The organism is Pedobacter sp. MC2016-15 (assembly GCF_026239695.1).
Taxonomy (GTDB): Bacteria; Bacteroidota; Bacteroidia; order Sphingobacteriales; family Sphingobacteriaceae; genus Pedobacter.
Genome location: NZ_JAPIVS010000003.1, coordinates 332,991 through 348,803, shown reverse-complemented (window position 1 = coordinate 348,803; position 15,813 = coordinate 332,991). Strand labels below are relative to the sequence as shown.

General features: G+C 39.5%; 14 protein-coding genes. 7 read left to right on the top strand and 7 right to left on the bottom strand.

The features are described 5' to 3' along the window. Positions 1–35: 35 nt before the first annotated feature. Positions 36–1,667 (top strand): glycosyltransferase family 39 protein, encoded by a 1,632-nt coding sequence (locus OQY15_RS10465; RefSeq protein WP_265791263.1) that lies wholly within the window; start codon positions 36–38, stop codon positions 1,665–1,667. 2 nt (positions 1,668–1,669) lie between these two features. Here the strand turns inward: OQY15_RS10465 and OQY15_RS10460 are convergent, their stop codons facing one another. Continuing rightward, a complete protein-coding gene (locus OQY15_RS10460; protein ID WP_265791261.1) occupies positions 1,670–2,413 on the bottom strand; it encodes a hypothetical protein in 744 nt (247 codons plus the stop codon). 374 nt (positions 2,414–2,787) lie between these two features. On the opposite strand from OQY15_RS10460, the gene OQY15_RS10455 reads away from it, so the two are divergent. The 5 genes from OQY15_RS10455 to OQY15_RS10435 all read left to right on the top strand — a co-directional run bounded on the left by OQY15_RS10455 (position 2,788) and on the right by OQY15_RS10435 (position 7,466). Next, positions 2,788–3,654 (top strand): beta-1,6-N-acetylglucosaminyltransferase, encoded by an 867-nt coding sequence (locus tag OQY15_RS10455; protein WP_265791258.1) that lies wholly within the window; start codon positions 2,788–2,790, stop codon positions 3,652–3,654. A 4-nt stretch (positions 3,655–3,658) separates the two neighbouring features. Continuing rightward, positions 3,659–4,054, top strand: a complete 396-nt coding sequence (locus OQY15_RS10450) for a GtrA family protein (protein WP_265791255.1) — start codon at positions 3,659–3,661, stop codon at positions 4,052–4,054. Positions 4,055–4,289: 235 nt separating this feature from the next. After that, positions 4,290–5,171 (top strand): UbiA prenyltransferase family protein, encoded by an 882-nt coding sequence (locus OQY15_RS10445; protein WP_265791253.1) that lies wholly within the window; start codon positions 4,290–4,292, stop codon positions 5,169–5,171. Between the two features lies 1 nt (position 5,172). Continuing rightward, on the top strand, positions 5,173–6,858 hold the full coding sequence (locus tag OQY15_RS10440) for a hypothetical protein (RefSeq protein WP_265791251.1): 1,686 nt from the start codon (positions 5,173–5,175) through the stop codon (positions 6,856–6,858). An 8-nt stretch (positions 6,859–6,866) separates the two neighbouring features. Beyond that, positions 6,867–7,466, top strand: coding sequence for an HAD family hydrolase (locus tag OQY15_RS10435; protein WP_265791249.1), 600 nt, complete (start codon positions 6,867–6,869; stop codon positions 7,464–7,466). A 14-nt stretch (positions 7,467–7,480) separates the two neighbouring features. Here the strand turns inward: OQY15_RS10435 and OQY15_RS10430 are convergent, their stop codons facing one another. Both OQY15_RS10430 and OQY15_RS10425 read right to left on the bottom strand, forming a co-directional pair. Continuing rightward, positions 7,481–9,181, bottom strand: coding sequence for a GMC family oxidoreductase (locus OQY15_RS10430; protein ID WP_265791246.1), 1,701 nt, complete (start codon positions 9,179–9,181; stop codon positions 7,481–7,483). Then, positions 9,181–9,756, bottom strand: coding sequence for a gluconate 2-dehydrogenase subunit 3 family protein (locus tag OQY15_RS10425; RefSeq protein ID WP_265791244.1), 576 nt, complete (start codon positions 9,754–9,756; stop codon positions 9,181–9,183). Before OQY15_RS10425 ends, OQY15_RS10430 begins: the two co-directional genes overlap by 1 nt. Before the next feature lie 438 nt (positions 9,757–10,194). Here OQY15_RS10425 and OQY15_RS10420 point away from each other — a divergent pair, with 438 nt between their 5' ends. Then, positions 10,195–11,538, top strand: coding sequence for a hypothetical protein (locus tag OQY15_RS10420; RefSeq protein WP_265791241.1), 1,344 nt, complete (start codon positions 10,195–10,197; stop codon positions 11,536–11,538). Positions 11,539–11,800: 262 nt separating this feature from the next. On the opposite strand, the gene OQY15_RS10415 is transcribed toward OQY15_RS10420, so the two are convergent. Genes OQY15_RS10415 through OQY15_RS10400 form a run of 4 tightly spaced genes read right to left on the bottom strand, consistent with a single transcriptional unit; the run spans position 11,801 to position 15,648 of the window. After that, entirely contained in the window at positions 11,801–13,150 is a 1,350-nt protein-coding gene (locus OQY15_RS10415) for an oligosaccharide flippase family protein (protein ID WP_265791238.1), read from the bottom strand. Between the two features lie 35 nt (positions 13,151–13,185). Further along, positions 13,186–14,016, bottom strand: coding sequence for a glycosyltransferase family 2 protein (locus OQY15_RS10410; RefSeq protein ID WP_265791236.1), 831 nt, complete (start codon positions 14,014–14,016; stop codon positions 13,186–13,188). A 4-nt stretch (positions 14,017–14,020) separates the two neighbouring features. Continuing rightward, positions 14,021–14,635: an acyltransferase gene (locus OQY15_RS10405; protein WP_265791233.1), complete on the bottom strand. Its 615-nt coding sequence runs from the start codon at positions 14,633–14,635 to the stop codon at positions 14,021–14,023. 2 nt (positions 14,636–14,637) lie between these two features. Beyond that, a complete protein-coding gene (locus OQY15_RS10400) occupies positions 14,638–15,648 on the bottom strand; it encodes a glycosyltransferase (RefSeq protein WP_265791205.1) in 1,011 nt (336 codons plus the stop codon). Positions 15,649–15,813 lie beyond the last annotated feature (165 nt).

Sequence of the window (15,813 nt, the reverse complement as noted above, 5' to 3'; positions counted from 1 at the left end):
ATTATTTCGATATTGCGATAATTAAAATACTAAAAATGAATAATTTAATCAGGAAGAACATTTATGATAATATTGTACAATATAATGTAATGTTATTTACCATCATGGTGCTTGGAATTGCGCTTAGATTATTTCATTATTTCTATGGCCGGTCATTATGGATGGACGAAATTTACCTGTGTTCAAGTTTCAGCCACCTGAGTTATGCTGATCTTGCGTCTAAGATCCTGGATTATGACCAGAAAGCTCCAATAGGATTTCTGTGGCTCGTTAAATGGGCTGTAAATACTTTTGGCTATCATGAAATGGCCTTAAGGTTGATCCCTCTGGTTGCAGGGTTGATATCGATGTTTCTGTTTATCAAAGTCTGCCGGTATTTTCTTCAACCCTGGGCTCAACTCCTGGCCATGGGCATATTTGCGTTATCTCCTGCCCTAATTTATCACAGCGTAGAGATCAAACAATATGCGATGGAATGTCTCGCTACGGTTGTTGCGCTCTATCTTTTGATCAAGTATAAAGACAGTCATTCATGGAAAGATAAGATTTGCTGGGGGATTCTGGGAGCGGCGACGCTCTGGTTCTCCTTTTCAGTCATATTTGTGCTGGCTGGGATTGCCTGCGGAATCAGTCTGAATTATCTGATCAAAAGAGATTGGAAATCATTCTTTATGAACGCTGTTCCTTTTCTCTTGTGGCTGATAAGTTTTATCATTAATTATCTGCTGTTCACCTATAAACATGCAGATTCGGGATGGGTGGTTTACTTTTTCAAACTGTATGATAATTTCATGCCCTTTCCACCGAGATCTGTTCAGCAATTGAAATGGTTTAGCAGGAATTTCTACGACATGATGGATTACCCTTTGGGAATGATTTTCAACTTTAAAGATTTCAGCAACGGTACGCTGGCTAAAATATTGAGTATCCCTGTCGTGGCAATTGTCTTCTTATTGAGCGGGATTTATGCAATCTTTCAAAGGAACAAAACAGATTTTCATGTGCTGATCTTCCCCATCCTATTTATGCTCATCGCTTCAGGACTTTACCTGTATCCCCTGTTGGAGAGATTTTGGGTTTTTATAGCGCCAGTTTTCATTCTGTTTATTGCATCCGGATTTGAATACTTTCAAAAGAAAATCCATTCTGATAAATTAATCTGGCTTCTATTTATCCTCGTTATTGCCGCACCTTTATTTCAATCCGGATATTATATTTTACAGCCTCAAAAATTCTACAAACACAAGAAGTCTTTCGAAAAAGAGCTGTTGGTATATGTTGACAAGAATTTCAGGGATGGGGATGTAGTTTATAACTACTGGAATAATGCACCTGGCTACGGAGTTTACAGGAACATCTTCCATTTCAGGTACAATGCCATACAGGGTCAGGACTGGAGAAAAAAATCAGCGAACCTGAGTGATTATAATGAGAAGTTGAAGAACGACTTCAGGAATTTTGCTGGCAAAAAGAGAGTATGGCTGATATTTAACACCCAGTTTTTAACTGATATCGGAGATTTTGCTGATGACCCGAGGTGGTACTATAAGACAAACATTACACCTGCGGAAAACCTTCTTTTGCAGTTTAAAAAGCTAGGAAATCCGGTGCAAAAAGTGATCAGGAAAGATGTTAGTTTGTACCTGTTCGAGCTCAAAGCTCCTTGATCTTATCTTTTAATGGTTATTTTAAAGAATTTGAGAAAGAACAATTGTATGGCTTTTTTTGCGGCATAAGTAAAGTTACGTTGATGAACCGCTATGTTTCTTTGTTCCTCAAGCAAATCGCACTCAACTAAATGTTTCATTTTAACGGTAGATGATCGCATAAACTCCTTATTTCTAAGTTCAGATTCAGAATGAGTACTGAGCAATGTGCTGATCACATTGTCTACCACGAGTTTTTGGTGTGCACCCCAGTAATGTAATAGTATATCTTCCGTAGAAACGATGTTTGTGGTACGTTGAAGAATTAACGAAAAAGCCATCTGTTCACTCACAAACCATTTAGAATGTGCATAGAAGGCATCCGTAAGATTAAATATATCCTTCATATAGCTTGCGAAACTCTTTGTCAGGCCAACTACGCCTGAATTATGACTATAATCATCACCATTAAATACCATCGACCGGCCCCGGATCAAAAATTCTCTGCCGGATATATAGTTGATAAAGGCTTCAGGATATTGTCCCTGCCCAAACGACCGGAAAAGCTCAAGACCTTCGTTTAATTTATACTCCCTTTTATGCATCAGACTTTGTCCCTCCTGAATCGGAAGAAAGAGGAGATCTGGTTCATTCGTAAAAAATGTATCCGAATCTATAAATACCAGATCTTCATCAGGGTAATTTTTGAAAGTCAGATCGATCACTGCTACCTTTCTCCTGTGTACAAACCCAGTTGAGGCAAGCATATCCATTAACATTTCCGGACTCAGAGTTACATATATTACTGTAAAACCACTCAAATAAGTTCTAAAAAATCCGGGTTGATCAGTATAAATGATCAAACGGAAGTTTTCGATTTTCTGTTCTGCCCAGGCTGAAAGACTTAAGACACAATAAATTGCTCTAAAATACTCGGAGGAACTACCGTACGATAGAAAGACTAAATTTTTATTGATCACTTTGTCGATTATTTGGTAGTTATCTTAAAAAAGTTGATTTTGTACAAGTATTTTAACCATACATATATAACGCCTAAGGTATTAGGAATTTTTTGAAAGAAACAGTACCTTCGGAAAGTAAATTATAAAATCCACACTAATTTCATCTTCCTCGACAAAGTATGCGCATTGCCCACATTATTCTTACGCATAAAAACCACAACCAGCTGTTAAGGTTAATTAAAACGTTACAGCATCCACAATTTGATTTTTACGTACATCTTGACGGCAAAGTTGACTTATCAGAATTGGAAGGTTTGAAGGAGTTTCCGAATGTTAAGCTGATAAAGAATAGAATTGCCTGTAATTGGGGCGGCTTTACCATATTACAGGCTGTTTTCAATTCGATAAAAGAGGTTCTGGATTCAGGTGTAAAATACGATTTCATTAATTTACTCAGCGGTCAGGATTATCCGGTCACAAGTCCTGCACAGATTTTTGAATTCCTTCAGCAAAACAAGGGTAAAAATTTCATTTCCTTTGATGCGAAACACAATTCAGAATGGTGGCAAACTGCATCGGACAGGTATGAAAAATATCACTTTACCGATTTTAATTTCAAGGGCCGTTTCTTTGTGGAAAAAGTGCTCAATATGGTCGCCCCGGTGAGGAAGTTTCCGGAGTACACAAAATTATATGGTGGTAATAAGTCGACATGGTGGACAATATCTACGGATTGCGCCGCATTTCTAACCGAAAAATTTAATGATAGTCCGAAAATGCTGCGTTTCCTGAAATACTGCTGGGGAACAGATGAATTTGTGATCCCAACAATGATTATGAATTCGCCATTCAGGGAACAGGTTGTTAATGATAACCTACGATATATTGACTGGTCTGAGGGGAACGCGAATCCTAAACTCTTTGGCCTGTCTGATTTTGAGGATATCCAAAGTTCGAATATGCTATTCGCAAGGAAGTTTGATGAATACCACGACAAGGATATCTTAAATAAGATTGACCAGACTATAGAAACCAGTAACAAATAGAACATTGGAATTTATTAAATCGATCTTCAGACAACAAGTGTTCAAATTCATCCTCGTTGGGGGATTCTGTGCAAGCATTGAGTTTATCACCTTCAATATCCTCATTAAATTCACGCAAATTGAATATCTTGTAGCTAATGTGATTTCAATTATCATTGCAATCATTATCAACTATGTGCTGTCCAGAGCCTTTGTCTTTGAAAAAAGTAAGCACACCAAGAGGAACGAATTTTTATCCTTTATTCTTTTTTCGGTTCTGGCTATTGCCCTCAATCAACTAATTTTATGGTTATTTTTTGAAGTGATCAGACTTGACATTCAACTTTGTAAAGCTTTGGCAATAATCATTGTAGCATTCTTCAACTATCTCACAAAAAAACATATTGTTTTTAAAGCCTGATTTCCGGTCTGGAAATATAATGTTACGACATTATTAAATCTTACACAAAGCCGTTTTGACAGCATTGTTTGAAACGGCCTAAAATGCTAGTTCAGCGACGAACAGCGACTTTAAAGCGACAAACACCTATTTTTTGCATCTGATTTATTACACTGATAAATGGTTTTAGAGTATTAATAAAGCACAGGACTTTCCAGGAAATAATTATATTTGTTTATAAATTAATCTAATCCTAATGGAAAAACTGCGCTCTTGCCTAAAACTCATAAGAATCCCGCAATGGACTAAAAATCTATTCATCTTCCTTCCGGCCTTCTTTGACCTTAAACTTGGTGAGCTAAGCGTAGCATATAACCTTGGGCTTACATTTCTGGGGTTTTCTTTTCTGGCGAGTGCAGTATATGTCTTTAATGACATGCTGGATATTGAAAGTGACAAAATTCACCTCACCAAAAGAAACAGGCCACTGGCAAGTGGTAAAGTAACCAAAAAAGAAGGCGTCTTTCTGATTATCCTTTTGCTGATTCTGGCAACAATAGTTTTTGTTTTGCTGCAGAACACAGTGGCAATGATTATAGCTGGTGTTTATCTTGTTCAGAACATCCTTTACACCATCAAGTTGAAACACATTTCCCTGCTGGACATCATGCTGATCGCTACAGGTTTTGTACTGAGAATTATGATTGGAGGAGAGGCATCAGATACGCATCTGTCCCATTGGATTATTGTAATGACATTGGTACTGGCACTGTTCCTTGCCCTGGCTAAACGCCGCGATGATGTGGCCAATTATGTAGAAACGGGTCAGAAAGCGAGAAAGAATATACAGGGATACAATCTCGAGTTTCTAAATGTTGCCATAACTATGATGGCCACCGCGGTAGTGGTATGTTACGTGATGTACTGTACTTCTCCTGAGATCGTTGCCACATTCGGTGACCATACCTATCTCACTTCATTTTTTGTTATCCTGGGCGTGTTAAGGTACCTGCAATTAACCTTTGTATGGCGGATCAGTGGGAGTCCAACCACTGTATTGCTTGAAAACAGGTTTTTACAAATTATTCTTGTTGGCTGGATTGTTTCCTTTTTCCTAATTATCTATTTAAAAGTCTGATATGAAAGAGGCAGAGAACAAAGTGAAGATTCTATTTTCCATTGGAGGTATTCTGGTCATGACTATCGCTATGACGCTTCTGATTGTAACAATAGGCTTCTTCATCGGTTTAACTGTCTCCAAATGGCAATTTCCGGCGGGATTCGTCCTTTCTGCGACCTTATACTACTTCTTTTGCAGGACATACTACAGAAATCCGGGTACTTACATCAAAGGGGTTGGTATAAGTCTCGCGATCATTCTCAGTTCGATAGTTATTGCAATTAACTTTTATGATGTCTCCTATGACGGGCAATCCTATCACATGGAGGAAATTTACCAGTTAAAAAACGGATGGAATCCCACTGAAGGAGAATTGTCTTCATCCATCAATATGGCTTTATATATTGATCATTATTCCAAAGGTGTAGAGATTCCACAAAGTGCATTATATAGCATCACAGATCGGATTGAGGCTGGAAAAGCCACGAACTTCATGTTATTGTCTGCCTCCTTCTGCCTGACGCTTGGTCTTCTGCTGAGTGGCAAAAGATTATCTGCAATTAAGTGCATCTTCATTAGTTTGTTTGCTACTTTAAATCCTATTGCCGTCAATCAGCTACTAACTACATACGTTGACGGACAACTGGCAATCATGCTATTATGCTTTCTGATTACAGCCACATGGGCCGTGAGAGAAGGAGACAAATTCAGTTTCCTGGTACTCGCCTCGATAATTATCATCACATCAAATATCAAGTTTACCGGTCTTGTATATATTGTGCTGTTCTCATTTGCCTTTCTTGCCTGGCTGGCACTGGTTAATTATCAGAAGGCATTCTTCCAGAAGGCATTTCTGATTACTCTTGTTGCAGGTTTGATCGGTGTATTCATTGTAGGGTACAGCACCTATGTAGAAAACACGATCGTTCATCATCATCCATTCTATCCGCTCATGGGTAAAAACAAGGTAGATATCATGCAGCATAATCTACCGCCCGGCTTTGAGCATTATAGTGCCTCCCACAAATTTTTCCTCTCCTTTTTTGGTCATACGGATAATGTAATGATCGGAAACACAAAAGAGATCCGTCTGAAAATTCCATTTGCCATCAACAAAGATGACATCGTGAACTCATATGCTATCGATACCCGTATTGCTGGTTTTGGTGGACTCTTTTCCGGATTGATGTTGCTTTCAGTCATTTTGCTGACCATCTTACTGACTAAATTTTCCGGACAATGGAGATACAGAAAAAACTGGTTGTACCTGGTCGTTTTAATTATCACATCCGTAATTATCATGCCGGAGTCGTGGTGGGCAAGATATGTCCCCCAGTTTTGGTATATTCCGATTATCATCCTGCTCATTGCTGAATTATATATGGATAATTTCAAAATCTTAAAATTATTTATGTATATATGTCTTACGATAAATATTGGTTTCACCCTACTATCTTTCAGGTTCAACATACTCATGACTCAGATGATCAATGCGCAGCTGAAGGAGATGAAAGATTCAGAACGAACGATATATGTTCAGTTTGACAGTTCGGAATCCAACAGGATACGATTTCAGGAGAAGGGAATTCCATATATTGAACGATACATTGAAAAAAATCCGGCAGCTAAAGCGATCGTCAGCTCAGATGCGATGTATATGATACCTGTAAACCCTGTGGAGTCTGCACAGCCAACTAAATTATAATAGATTTTATGAACGATAAACGAGTAATCGCAGTATTTGACTTTGATGGAACGATAACTACCAGAGATACTCTGCCAGTTTTTATTCGCTTTGCAGTTAGTTTCTCGCATTTATTGAGAGGCAGCCTTTATATGGCTCCTTTTGTGTTACTTTTCAAATTGAAAATCATCCCAAACTACACTGCAAAAGAAAGGCTCTTTAAAACTTTTTTCAAAGGCCTCAGCATAGAGAAGTTTAACGAGCTTTCTGAGAAATTCATTGTGAATATTGAAAAGATCGTAAATCCGGTTGCCTTAGAAAAAATAAGATGGCATCAGCAAATGGGACATGAAGTCATCATCATTAGTGCTTCTGTAGAGAACTGGATTCGTCCCTGGGCAAACAAGTATGGCATAGAAACTGTGCTGGCTACAGGATTACAATTGGATCATCAGATCATTACAGGGAATTTTCTGACTAAAAACTGCCATGGCCCCGAAAAAGTAATCCGCCTTCTGGCAGCATATGCTGATCGGGACAGCTATACATTATACGCCTACGGAGACAGCAATGGCGATCGGGAGCTGTTAGCTGCTGCAGATCATCCTTTCTATCGCAAGTTCTCATAATAAGGCTGACAAAATCACAGATTACCTTTCTTCAGTTCTTCAACTGCGAAGTCCACTGCACGTGCGGTTAAAGCCATATAGGTAAGAGAAGGATTCTGGCTGGCGGACGAAGTCATGCAACTCCCGTCAGTTATAAATACGTTTTTAGCCGCGTGCATTTGATTGTGCCTATTTAAAACGGAAGTTTTGGGATCATGTCCCATTCTGGCCGTTCCCATTTCATGAACTGTGGAGCCACCCGATTTATGATAGTTAAAAACATCAATATCTCTGAAACCTGCCTTTTCCAGCATCTCCGCCGAAGTGTTTTGAATGTCCTTCATCATTTCATGTTCATTATCATTAAATGAGAAATCTATTTTGATCACCGGCAGTCCCCATTTGTCCTTACTGGTCTGGTCGAGACTAATTTTATTATTGTAGTCGGGAAGACACTCGCCCCAGCCTGCCATCCACACCGTCCAGGGTCCGGGAGTAGTTAGCTGCGCTTTAAAGTCGGCACCAAATCCGTTGAGACCATAGACCTTATCGCTCCATTCCTGCCGCTCACCGTGTCCCTGGATGTTATATCCCCTTTTGAATTTCAGATTCTCTCCGTCGCGCAGATTGCGAAATCGTGGTATCAAAAAGCCACTGGGTCTTCTTCCTTTATAATAGAGACCAGTAAAACCATCATGCGCACCACCGGCACCTGCAGTAGAATGATGATCCATCAGGTTATGGCCAACCTGCCCGCTATCATTACCAAAACCATTCGGAAACCTGGAGGAGGTAGAATTTAACAGGATTCCGGCTGTTGCTATTGTCGAAGCATTGACAAAGACTATGTTGGAATAAAATTCATGCATTTCATTGGTCACAGCATCAATAATCCTTACACCCTTCGCACGCTGTTTCTGTTCATCATATAATATTTCTGACACGATAGAAAATGGCCTTAACGTAAGGTTTCCTGTAGCCATTGCTGCAGGAATTGTTGAGCTGTTGCTGCTGAAATATCCGCCAAAGGGACAACCCCGGCTGCAGAGGTTGCGGTACTGACATGGACCACGATTATCCCAGCCCCGGGTGAGGTTGGCAACACGTGCAATAGTAAGTAACCTATCGTGATTATTTTTCCTAATCGACTCCCCAAGATGCTTCTCAATGCAGTTCAATTCCATAGGGGAAAGAAATTCCCCATCCGGTAATTGCGGTAAACCCTCCTTGTTGCCACTGACACCAATAAAAGATTCTACATAGCTGTACCATGGGGCAATATCCTTGTAGCGGATTGGCCAGTCTACCGCTATCCCCTCTTTAGCGTTGGCATCAAAATCGAGATCGCTCAAACGATAGCACTGTCTTCCCCATGTGAGTGACCGGCCTCCTACCTGATACCCTCTAATCCAGGTAAAAGGTTTCTCCTGGATATATGGATGATTGATATCGTCAGCAAAAAAATGTTTATTGGAAGGATCAGAAGAGCTGCTTTGAATTGGATTACGTGTCTGCTCTTCCATAGTATGATTTGGACCATATTTGAAGTCCCAGGGGCTCAGGTTTGCAGTAGGGTAATCCACAATATGTTTTACATCTCTTCCCCGTTCCAGCAGCAGGGTTTTCAATCCTTTCCTGCAAAGTTCCATTGCAGCCCAGCCGCCACTGATGCCAGAACCGATGACAATGGCGTCATAGGTGGAAGATTCTTTGATTTTGTCAGTTATATATATCATTATTTGGTGGCCCAGGATTTTTGATGTAATTGGAGGGGAACACAAGCCTCGAATGAGCCCGGGATATAGTCATAGGCTAAAGCCTTTGTAGCCCCTACCCTTGAGAGACAATATCCTTCAACGGTGAGGCTTTTGATCTTCGAAAAAAAGGATTGTCCCAGAAACTTATTATTGATCTTGTTCAGGATTCTATTGGAGTAAGCGGCATGGTCTGCGAAATGCTGAAGGACAGCATGCTTTTGTTCAAGACTGCAAAACATAAACTCTTTATCATACTTACTGAGCGCGTAGTCTTCCAGATCTTCGAGGCCTTCATAGAATTTGTGCTGCTGCCTTACCGGGTTACAATTTATTAATACATCAATAATATAATGGTCGACACCGGCACTTCTGGCTCCAGGAGTATTCGTTTCCGGAATAATAAGCTCAGCTATCTCGGCGATAATTGCCCGTTTATCCCATATTTTCCCCGGATCTACACGTTTGTTAAGATCGAACCATTTAAATAATGAAAACGACGTGACGCTGATCACACCAAAAGATACTACAGTTTTTAAATATCCTCTTCTATCCACCGCTGCATTGTATTAATTTACCATAAATATATAGCAATATGTGTGAAAAAAAGACTGATCGTGGATTTTTTAACGATTATACCCACGTGAACGGGGATTATCTTTCACATTCATTAATATTTCATATTGCTCAATAAAATTTAGCGCCGAGCTTATGTAATTTTTGTAATACAAATGTCTCAAAATATGGATCACATGCGGCTTTAAGTGCTAATCAGAGAAACTTATGTCATTTTAATGTCATAACTAAAAATACATTGAAACAGCTTTGTGACACAAAGTGCGTGAAAAACATTCCCCAGAACGGGGAAACGTACTTTTTGGGGAATTTTTACTCTTTTCGGGGAATTCCACACATTTCCATGGTACTGATAATCAAGAATATTTGTCTATCCTTGCACTGTAGACACTTAGAAAACGCTTCAAGAACTTAAAATTATGGTAAAGAATAAAGCAATTTACGCAGTACTAATCGGGTCAGTGATGTTGATGTCAGCTTGTAAAAAAGATGGATTCAGAAGAAGAGGCCAGTGGAACCAAACTCCGGAAACTACAACACCGGTTACAACTGAGCCTATAACTACAACACCGGCACCGGCTTCAAGTTACGCTGTTCCCTCAGACGCTACAGTACTTGACCTGGGTACAGGATCGGGATATCTTGTAATTGACGGAAACACATTAAATATTGCCAGCAATACTTTTATCAGAATCAAAGCAGGAAGCTACAAAGGGATTACTATTAAAAACATCCTGGCTAGTACCGCAAAACCAGTGTATATCAAAAACGTAGGTCAGGTAAACATCTCCGAGTTTATGTCCACTGAGAATATTACTAACGTTATCATCGATGGCGACTATACTGCCGGATTAACTTACGGATTCCAGTTTGCCAACATCTCGTACAGAGCAATCACCATGAGTGGAAAAATGTCTGGAGTTGTTTTAAAAAGCATGAGCTTTACAAATGTTGCTGATTACACGATATCTGGTAACAACAATAATGGTTCAGGTTTCGCCTACAGAGGAACTGCTGAAACCAGAACTGATGGATTCAAAATTTTAAATTGCTCATTCACCAACGCAGGAAGCATTATCTTCGGTGGATCATTAAATAAAGACAACGGAGAAGACAGCGGATTTTTCAAAGATGTTGAAATTGCAAATAACCTGTTCCAGAACAGTGCTTATGTAGGTTCGGTTTGTTCATTCTCAAATGTACAGGATTATAATATTCACCACAACGTTGTTAATAACGTAAATACCTCAGCTACCAACCACAATGGTGTATTCATGATGCAGGGCAATGGCTTATTCCACGAGAACAAATTAACTAACTATCAGGGAAATGCAATCAGGATGTGGTTATACTCAAGAGGAACAAGTCCTGCAGTAAGCCAGATCTATAATAATATCTGCTATAACACAAAAAAATACAGCGGATTTGAGCTTCAAGGTTTCGAAAGATACATCATCTCTGGTAAAACAACTTATTCAAATGCTAAAGTTTACAACAATACTGTAGGAAAAATGAATACCAATAAAGACTGGGAAGGTCAGCTTCTGGATCTTTACAATACAGGTGGAACACTTGAGTATTACAACAACCTTGGTTATGAATTGAATACAAACAATTCGGGTATCACCAACATGATCAACAATATGAGTGATGTTAAAATCACTGAATCTAACAATAAATACAGTTCTCTTTACCAGAATGCAGTTGCTAACTTAAGTGCCTTTACCTCACTGTTAGCCGGAATTGGTTCAAGCTTACAATAAGATCTATACAAGACCCTAATCATATACAAAAAAGGCTGCATCATGTGATGCAGCCTTTTTTTTGGCCTGGCCAGGTTGCCTCAGATAAACAGTTTGAATCGCGACTGTATACATCGCATCTGTACTTATAGAAATAGCACAGCAACCGGTTAGTCCAGAGCACAAGGCCAACGCAGGAAAGAGTAGTATGGGGAGTATATCTCATGATCGCTATACAGTAGCTAACCAGTGTGGTTAATCTATTCGATTCCAGGTCTAGCGCTTATCTCTTGAATAGAGTAACTCTCATCTGCCTGATGAAAAGAATGACTTCTTTATAACCAATGACATACATGCTCCAGAAGCTAAACTTCTGATACTTATTCAATGGAGCATATGTAATAAGCACAGCAACAATAGTTGGGAATATACCTGCAATGGCAATGGAATAAACAGAAGGGTAAATCCACACCCCTATTACTATAGCAACTACGTTGACAATCAGCATCACCAGGATTTTGTAAAAGTTAATTTTGGGCAGATGTATCACGTCGAGTGCCAGGGCAAAGAATCGATCTGCAGGATATAATAACCCAAAGATCATAAACAAACGAAACAAATTGGGAGCTTCATTCTGAGAATGTGCAGTTCCGCCCAGAATACTGATGACAGGTTCAGCAAAGATGAGCGCCAGAATTGTAAATGGCAGGAGAACGATCGTCATCATACCTATCAACTTTTTCAGCGTATACATCATTTCACCGTGTTCACCTTTGTTATAGTGATTAGACAAAATGGGCATACCTGTAGATGCGAAACTTAACATCGGAATCTCAATTACCTGCATAAATTTACTACCCAGGTTAAAAATAGCCAAAGCAGCAGGACCGATGAAAAAGTTAATGGCAAAGGTATTTGTTACACTAAACAAATTAGAACCTATATTGGTCCCCATGCTATATTTTCCGAAATGGAAAAGTTCCCAAATCGTCTCACGGTCTGCATATTTTAATGAAAAAATCATGGTCCATTTAAGCATTAGCGTAATCACACTGGACAGTAAGTTAGAGATTCCAAACGCCAGAAGCACCGAAGTGAGGGTGATCCTATCAAAAAAAGCAAGAAGAAAGATCATCAGTGCGAAAGATCCCTGAGTCATGATTTTAAACCATAATAGCCTGCCAAACTGTTTCTCTGCCTGAACGATGCAGTTTGCCATAAAACATGGTAAAGTGACTACAGAAACTAGTGAAAAGTATTTGAGAAATAAGGACAAGCCCCTGTCAGACACATAGCCGGCAATAAAATAAGTTGGAATATTGATCAAGACTGAGGCCGCAGTAATGAAAAGGCCGATAAACCATGCGGATCCTGCTACCTGCCGAGCCCTCTCCATGGTTGTACCTGAATAAAATTTTACGATAGTAATGCTGAGAAACCCTGATCTCAATACATCAATCAAGCCCCAGATAGCCATAAAGAAAATATAAACTCCCATTTCAACCACTGGCAGGGTTCTGTAGAGTATTGCCAGTGTAACCATTCCAAAAACTGACATCAGTCCATTACCCAGAAGTGATAGGAAATGCAGGTTGTTAATGATTAGAAGAGCTTTCTTTTTGATATTAAACATGAAGAGATAGGGAAAGTAATTGGCTCGGGTTTGTATTAGTTACGCGTAATGAAATTGTATTTAAATCGTTTGAGATCTTCTTTGATTCTGGAGGCAACAATGTTGAAGAATGAACCATTTTGAGTGAGCGTTCTTACACCTGTCCAAACCCGGCCCTTTCTGGATTTCATTTGTTTAATTTTACCATATTTCATCAAATCCATGGCAAGCTGACCATCTTCGCCCCTCCTGTTAATGGTGATAAATCCGATCTTCAGTCCATATTCCCTGATGTAACCCATGCTAATTCCAAAGGTATTAAAATAAGGTTGTTTTATATGTCTCAAACTAGCCATAGTATCCTTGAGCTTTTCAAGGATTAATAATTTCCATCGTGGAAAGGTGGATTCTCCAATGAAGGAGTACCTACCGTAGATACAAACAACGTCTTTCTGCGTTAAGACTTTCATCATCTCATCCACCCAGCACGGTGGATAAAAACAATCTGCATCAGCGGTGAGAATATATTTTCCCAGGGCTTCTACCTGTCCTTTCTGACGGGCGGGACCTGCACCTTGTGTAAGCTCATTAAAAGATCTGACATGAAGCTGATCAATCGTATCTTGTGTACGGTCTTTCGAGTTATTGTTGACCACGATAATCTCAAAAGGTATATCTGTTTTCATTTTTGACAAAGTAGCTACACAGCGCAGGATATTGATTTCCTCATTCCAGGCGATCACTACGATACTCACCACCGGAGTTTTACTCTGTACCCTGTCGAGGTCACTATTAATAGCATCAAAAAGCGAGGATGGTACCTCCTCGAATTTTTCAAAAGGATAGAGAAACTGGCCAAGCCAGTCGGGGTTCTTTAAATAACTCATATGTTTATATCCTCTCCCATTTAGCAGTTTCAAAATTATATTGCTTTACTACCCTCGCCGGGTTACCCACAGATACAGAAAACGGTGGTACATCCTTGGTCACTACACTTCCTGCACCAATGACGGCGTGTTTACCTATAGTAACACCAGATGTCACCACACAGTTTGCGCCAATCCACACATCATCCATAATAGTAATGAGATTGGTGATCGTTTTTTGCTCACTTGGAGGTATATCAATAATTTCATAACCATGATTTAAGCCAGAAACAACAATATTCTGAGCCATGATCACATGATTACCAATATTCACCGGGCCAATGACTGTACAACCAATACCTACCACAGATTCATTCCCTATGTAAACATCACCTACACCATTATTGATGGTTGAAAAATCTTCAATAAGACTCTTTTCACCAAGTTGAAAGTTGTTGAATGGAAAAACATCAATTCTTGTCCGGCTCCTGACGATAGATCCTTTACCACGTTTATGCTTAAAAGGATTTACAAATAATCTTACCCAGAGCCTGGGCCTGAAATCATTTGCAGGGATCAGCATCTGATGTGCGATCTTCTTCAGGAATGGATTTGATTTTATTTTTTCAGCTAAGGACATCTTTAGTTTTTTATCACCTGGTTAATGGCTTTATATAATTCGCCGACACTATTTTCCCAGGAATGAGAACGTGCAAGAGCTATCCGTTTGTCAGACCGCTCAGCAGAATTTTCCTGCATTGCATTTTCAATGGCTGTTTGAAATTCATACTTATCAGCCGCAGCATAGACAGTCTCACCAAAAATGCCTACGGCAGGTGTTTTTGTGGCAACTACCGGTTTACCCATCGCAAGATATTCATCAATTTTCCTCGGATAATTGCCAATCGTCACCTGGTTAACCAGCTGAGGGTTGATACATACATCAAAAGCATTAATATACGCGGGCAGATCTTCAGGTTTCTGTGAGCCAAGGAAATGTACATTTGGAATCTGATGCAAAGCACTGTCCCTGAAAACTTCATCTTCAGGACCTACCAGGATCAAATTCCAGTCTGGTCTCTGCTTTGCAATATGAGCAAGCAAGTCAATATCCAGTCTTATACTTTGCAATGCCCCAACGTATCCTATTTTGGGGCCGCTAAGATTTGCAATTGCTGCTATTGGCGGGAAGCTCTCTGTACTGGTAAAAATATCCAGTTCACAGCCTTGTCCAATATAAAATGAACTGTTATTATATTTTTTACAATAATCAGTCAAATACGTTGAATTTGCTACGCAGAGGTCACTTTTACGGATTAGCTCCGGCTCAATTCTTTCCCCATGTTTCTTCCAGTAGTCTACGGCAAGCATATAATCCCTGGAATAATAAATGCTGACAGATGGCTTTAAAAACTCCTTCAGATAAAAGCTTTTGAACATATCGTTATCATTGAAAAGAATAACATCCCTAAAGTTTAATAACGAGATTGCTTTCAAAATAGATTTAGCAAAAAGCCGGTTATTCCTTTTATTGAGTAAATCGAAAATTCCCGGATTATTGATCCAGTTGACTGATTCTATCAACACATCCGGATAAAGTGTCCATAGATTATCTGAAACCGGCACAAGACCATTTTCCTGTCCCTTAATCACATTTCTCCGCCGTATTATAGCCTGAGCATTTCTGTTTCGCAATAAGGTGATTCGGTCTAAAGCAGAATTAACATATAGCACTCTGTTATATTTAGATAATTCAGCCGCAATATTTTTACAATTGCTCCCGATTGCAATGTCCCAGGGCTGCTGACCAACTATAAC

Excerpts from the sequence above, each read along its gene's own strand:
- OQY15_RS10465 (WP_265791263.1), top strand. The coding sequence starts at position 36 with ATGAATAATTTAATCAGGAAGAACATTTATGATAATATTGTACAATAT.
- OQY15_RS10430 (WP_265791246.1), bottom strand. The coding sequence starts at position 9,181 with ATGATATATATAACTGACAAAATCAAAGAATCTTCCACCTATGACGCC.
- OQY15_RS10455 (WP_265791258.1), top strand. The coding sequence starts at position 2,788 with ATGCGCATTGCCCACATTATTCTTACGCATAAAAACCACAACCAGCTG.
- OQY15_RS10445 (WP_265791253.1), top strand. The coding sequence starts at position 4,290 with ATGGAAAAACTGCGCTCTTGCCTAAAACTCATAAGAATCCCGCAATGG.
- OQY15_RS10435 (WP_265791249.1), top strand. The coding sequence starts at position 6,867 with ATGAACGATAAACGAGTAATCGCAGTATTTGACTTTGATGGAACGATA.
- OQY15_RS10405 (WP_265791233.1), bottom strand. The coding sequence starts at position 14,635 with ATGTCCTTAGCTGAAAAAATAAAATCAAATCCATTCCTGAAGAAGATC.
- OQY15_RS10420 (WP_265791241.1), top strand. The coding sequence starts at position 10,195 with ATGGTAAAGAATAAAGCAATTTACGCAGTACTAATCGGGTCAGTGATG.
- OQY15_RS10440 (WP_265791251.1), top strand. The coding sequence starts at position 5,173 with ATGAAAGAGGCAGAGAACAAAGTGAAGATTCTATTTTCCATTGGAGGT.
- OQY15_RS10415 (WP_265791238.1), bottom strand. The coding sequence starts at position 13,150 with ATGTTTAATATCAAAAAGAAAGCTCTTCTAATCATTAACAACCTGCAT.
- OQY15_RS10460 (WP_265791261.1), bottom strand. The coding sequence starts at position 2,413 with ATGCTTGCCTCAACTGGGTTTGTACACAGGAGAAAGGTAGCAGTGATC.
- OQY15_RS10410 (WP_265791236.1), bottom strand. The coding sequence starts at position 14,016 with ATGAGTTATTTAAAGAACCCCGACTGGCTTGGCCAGTTTCTCTATCCT.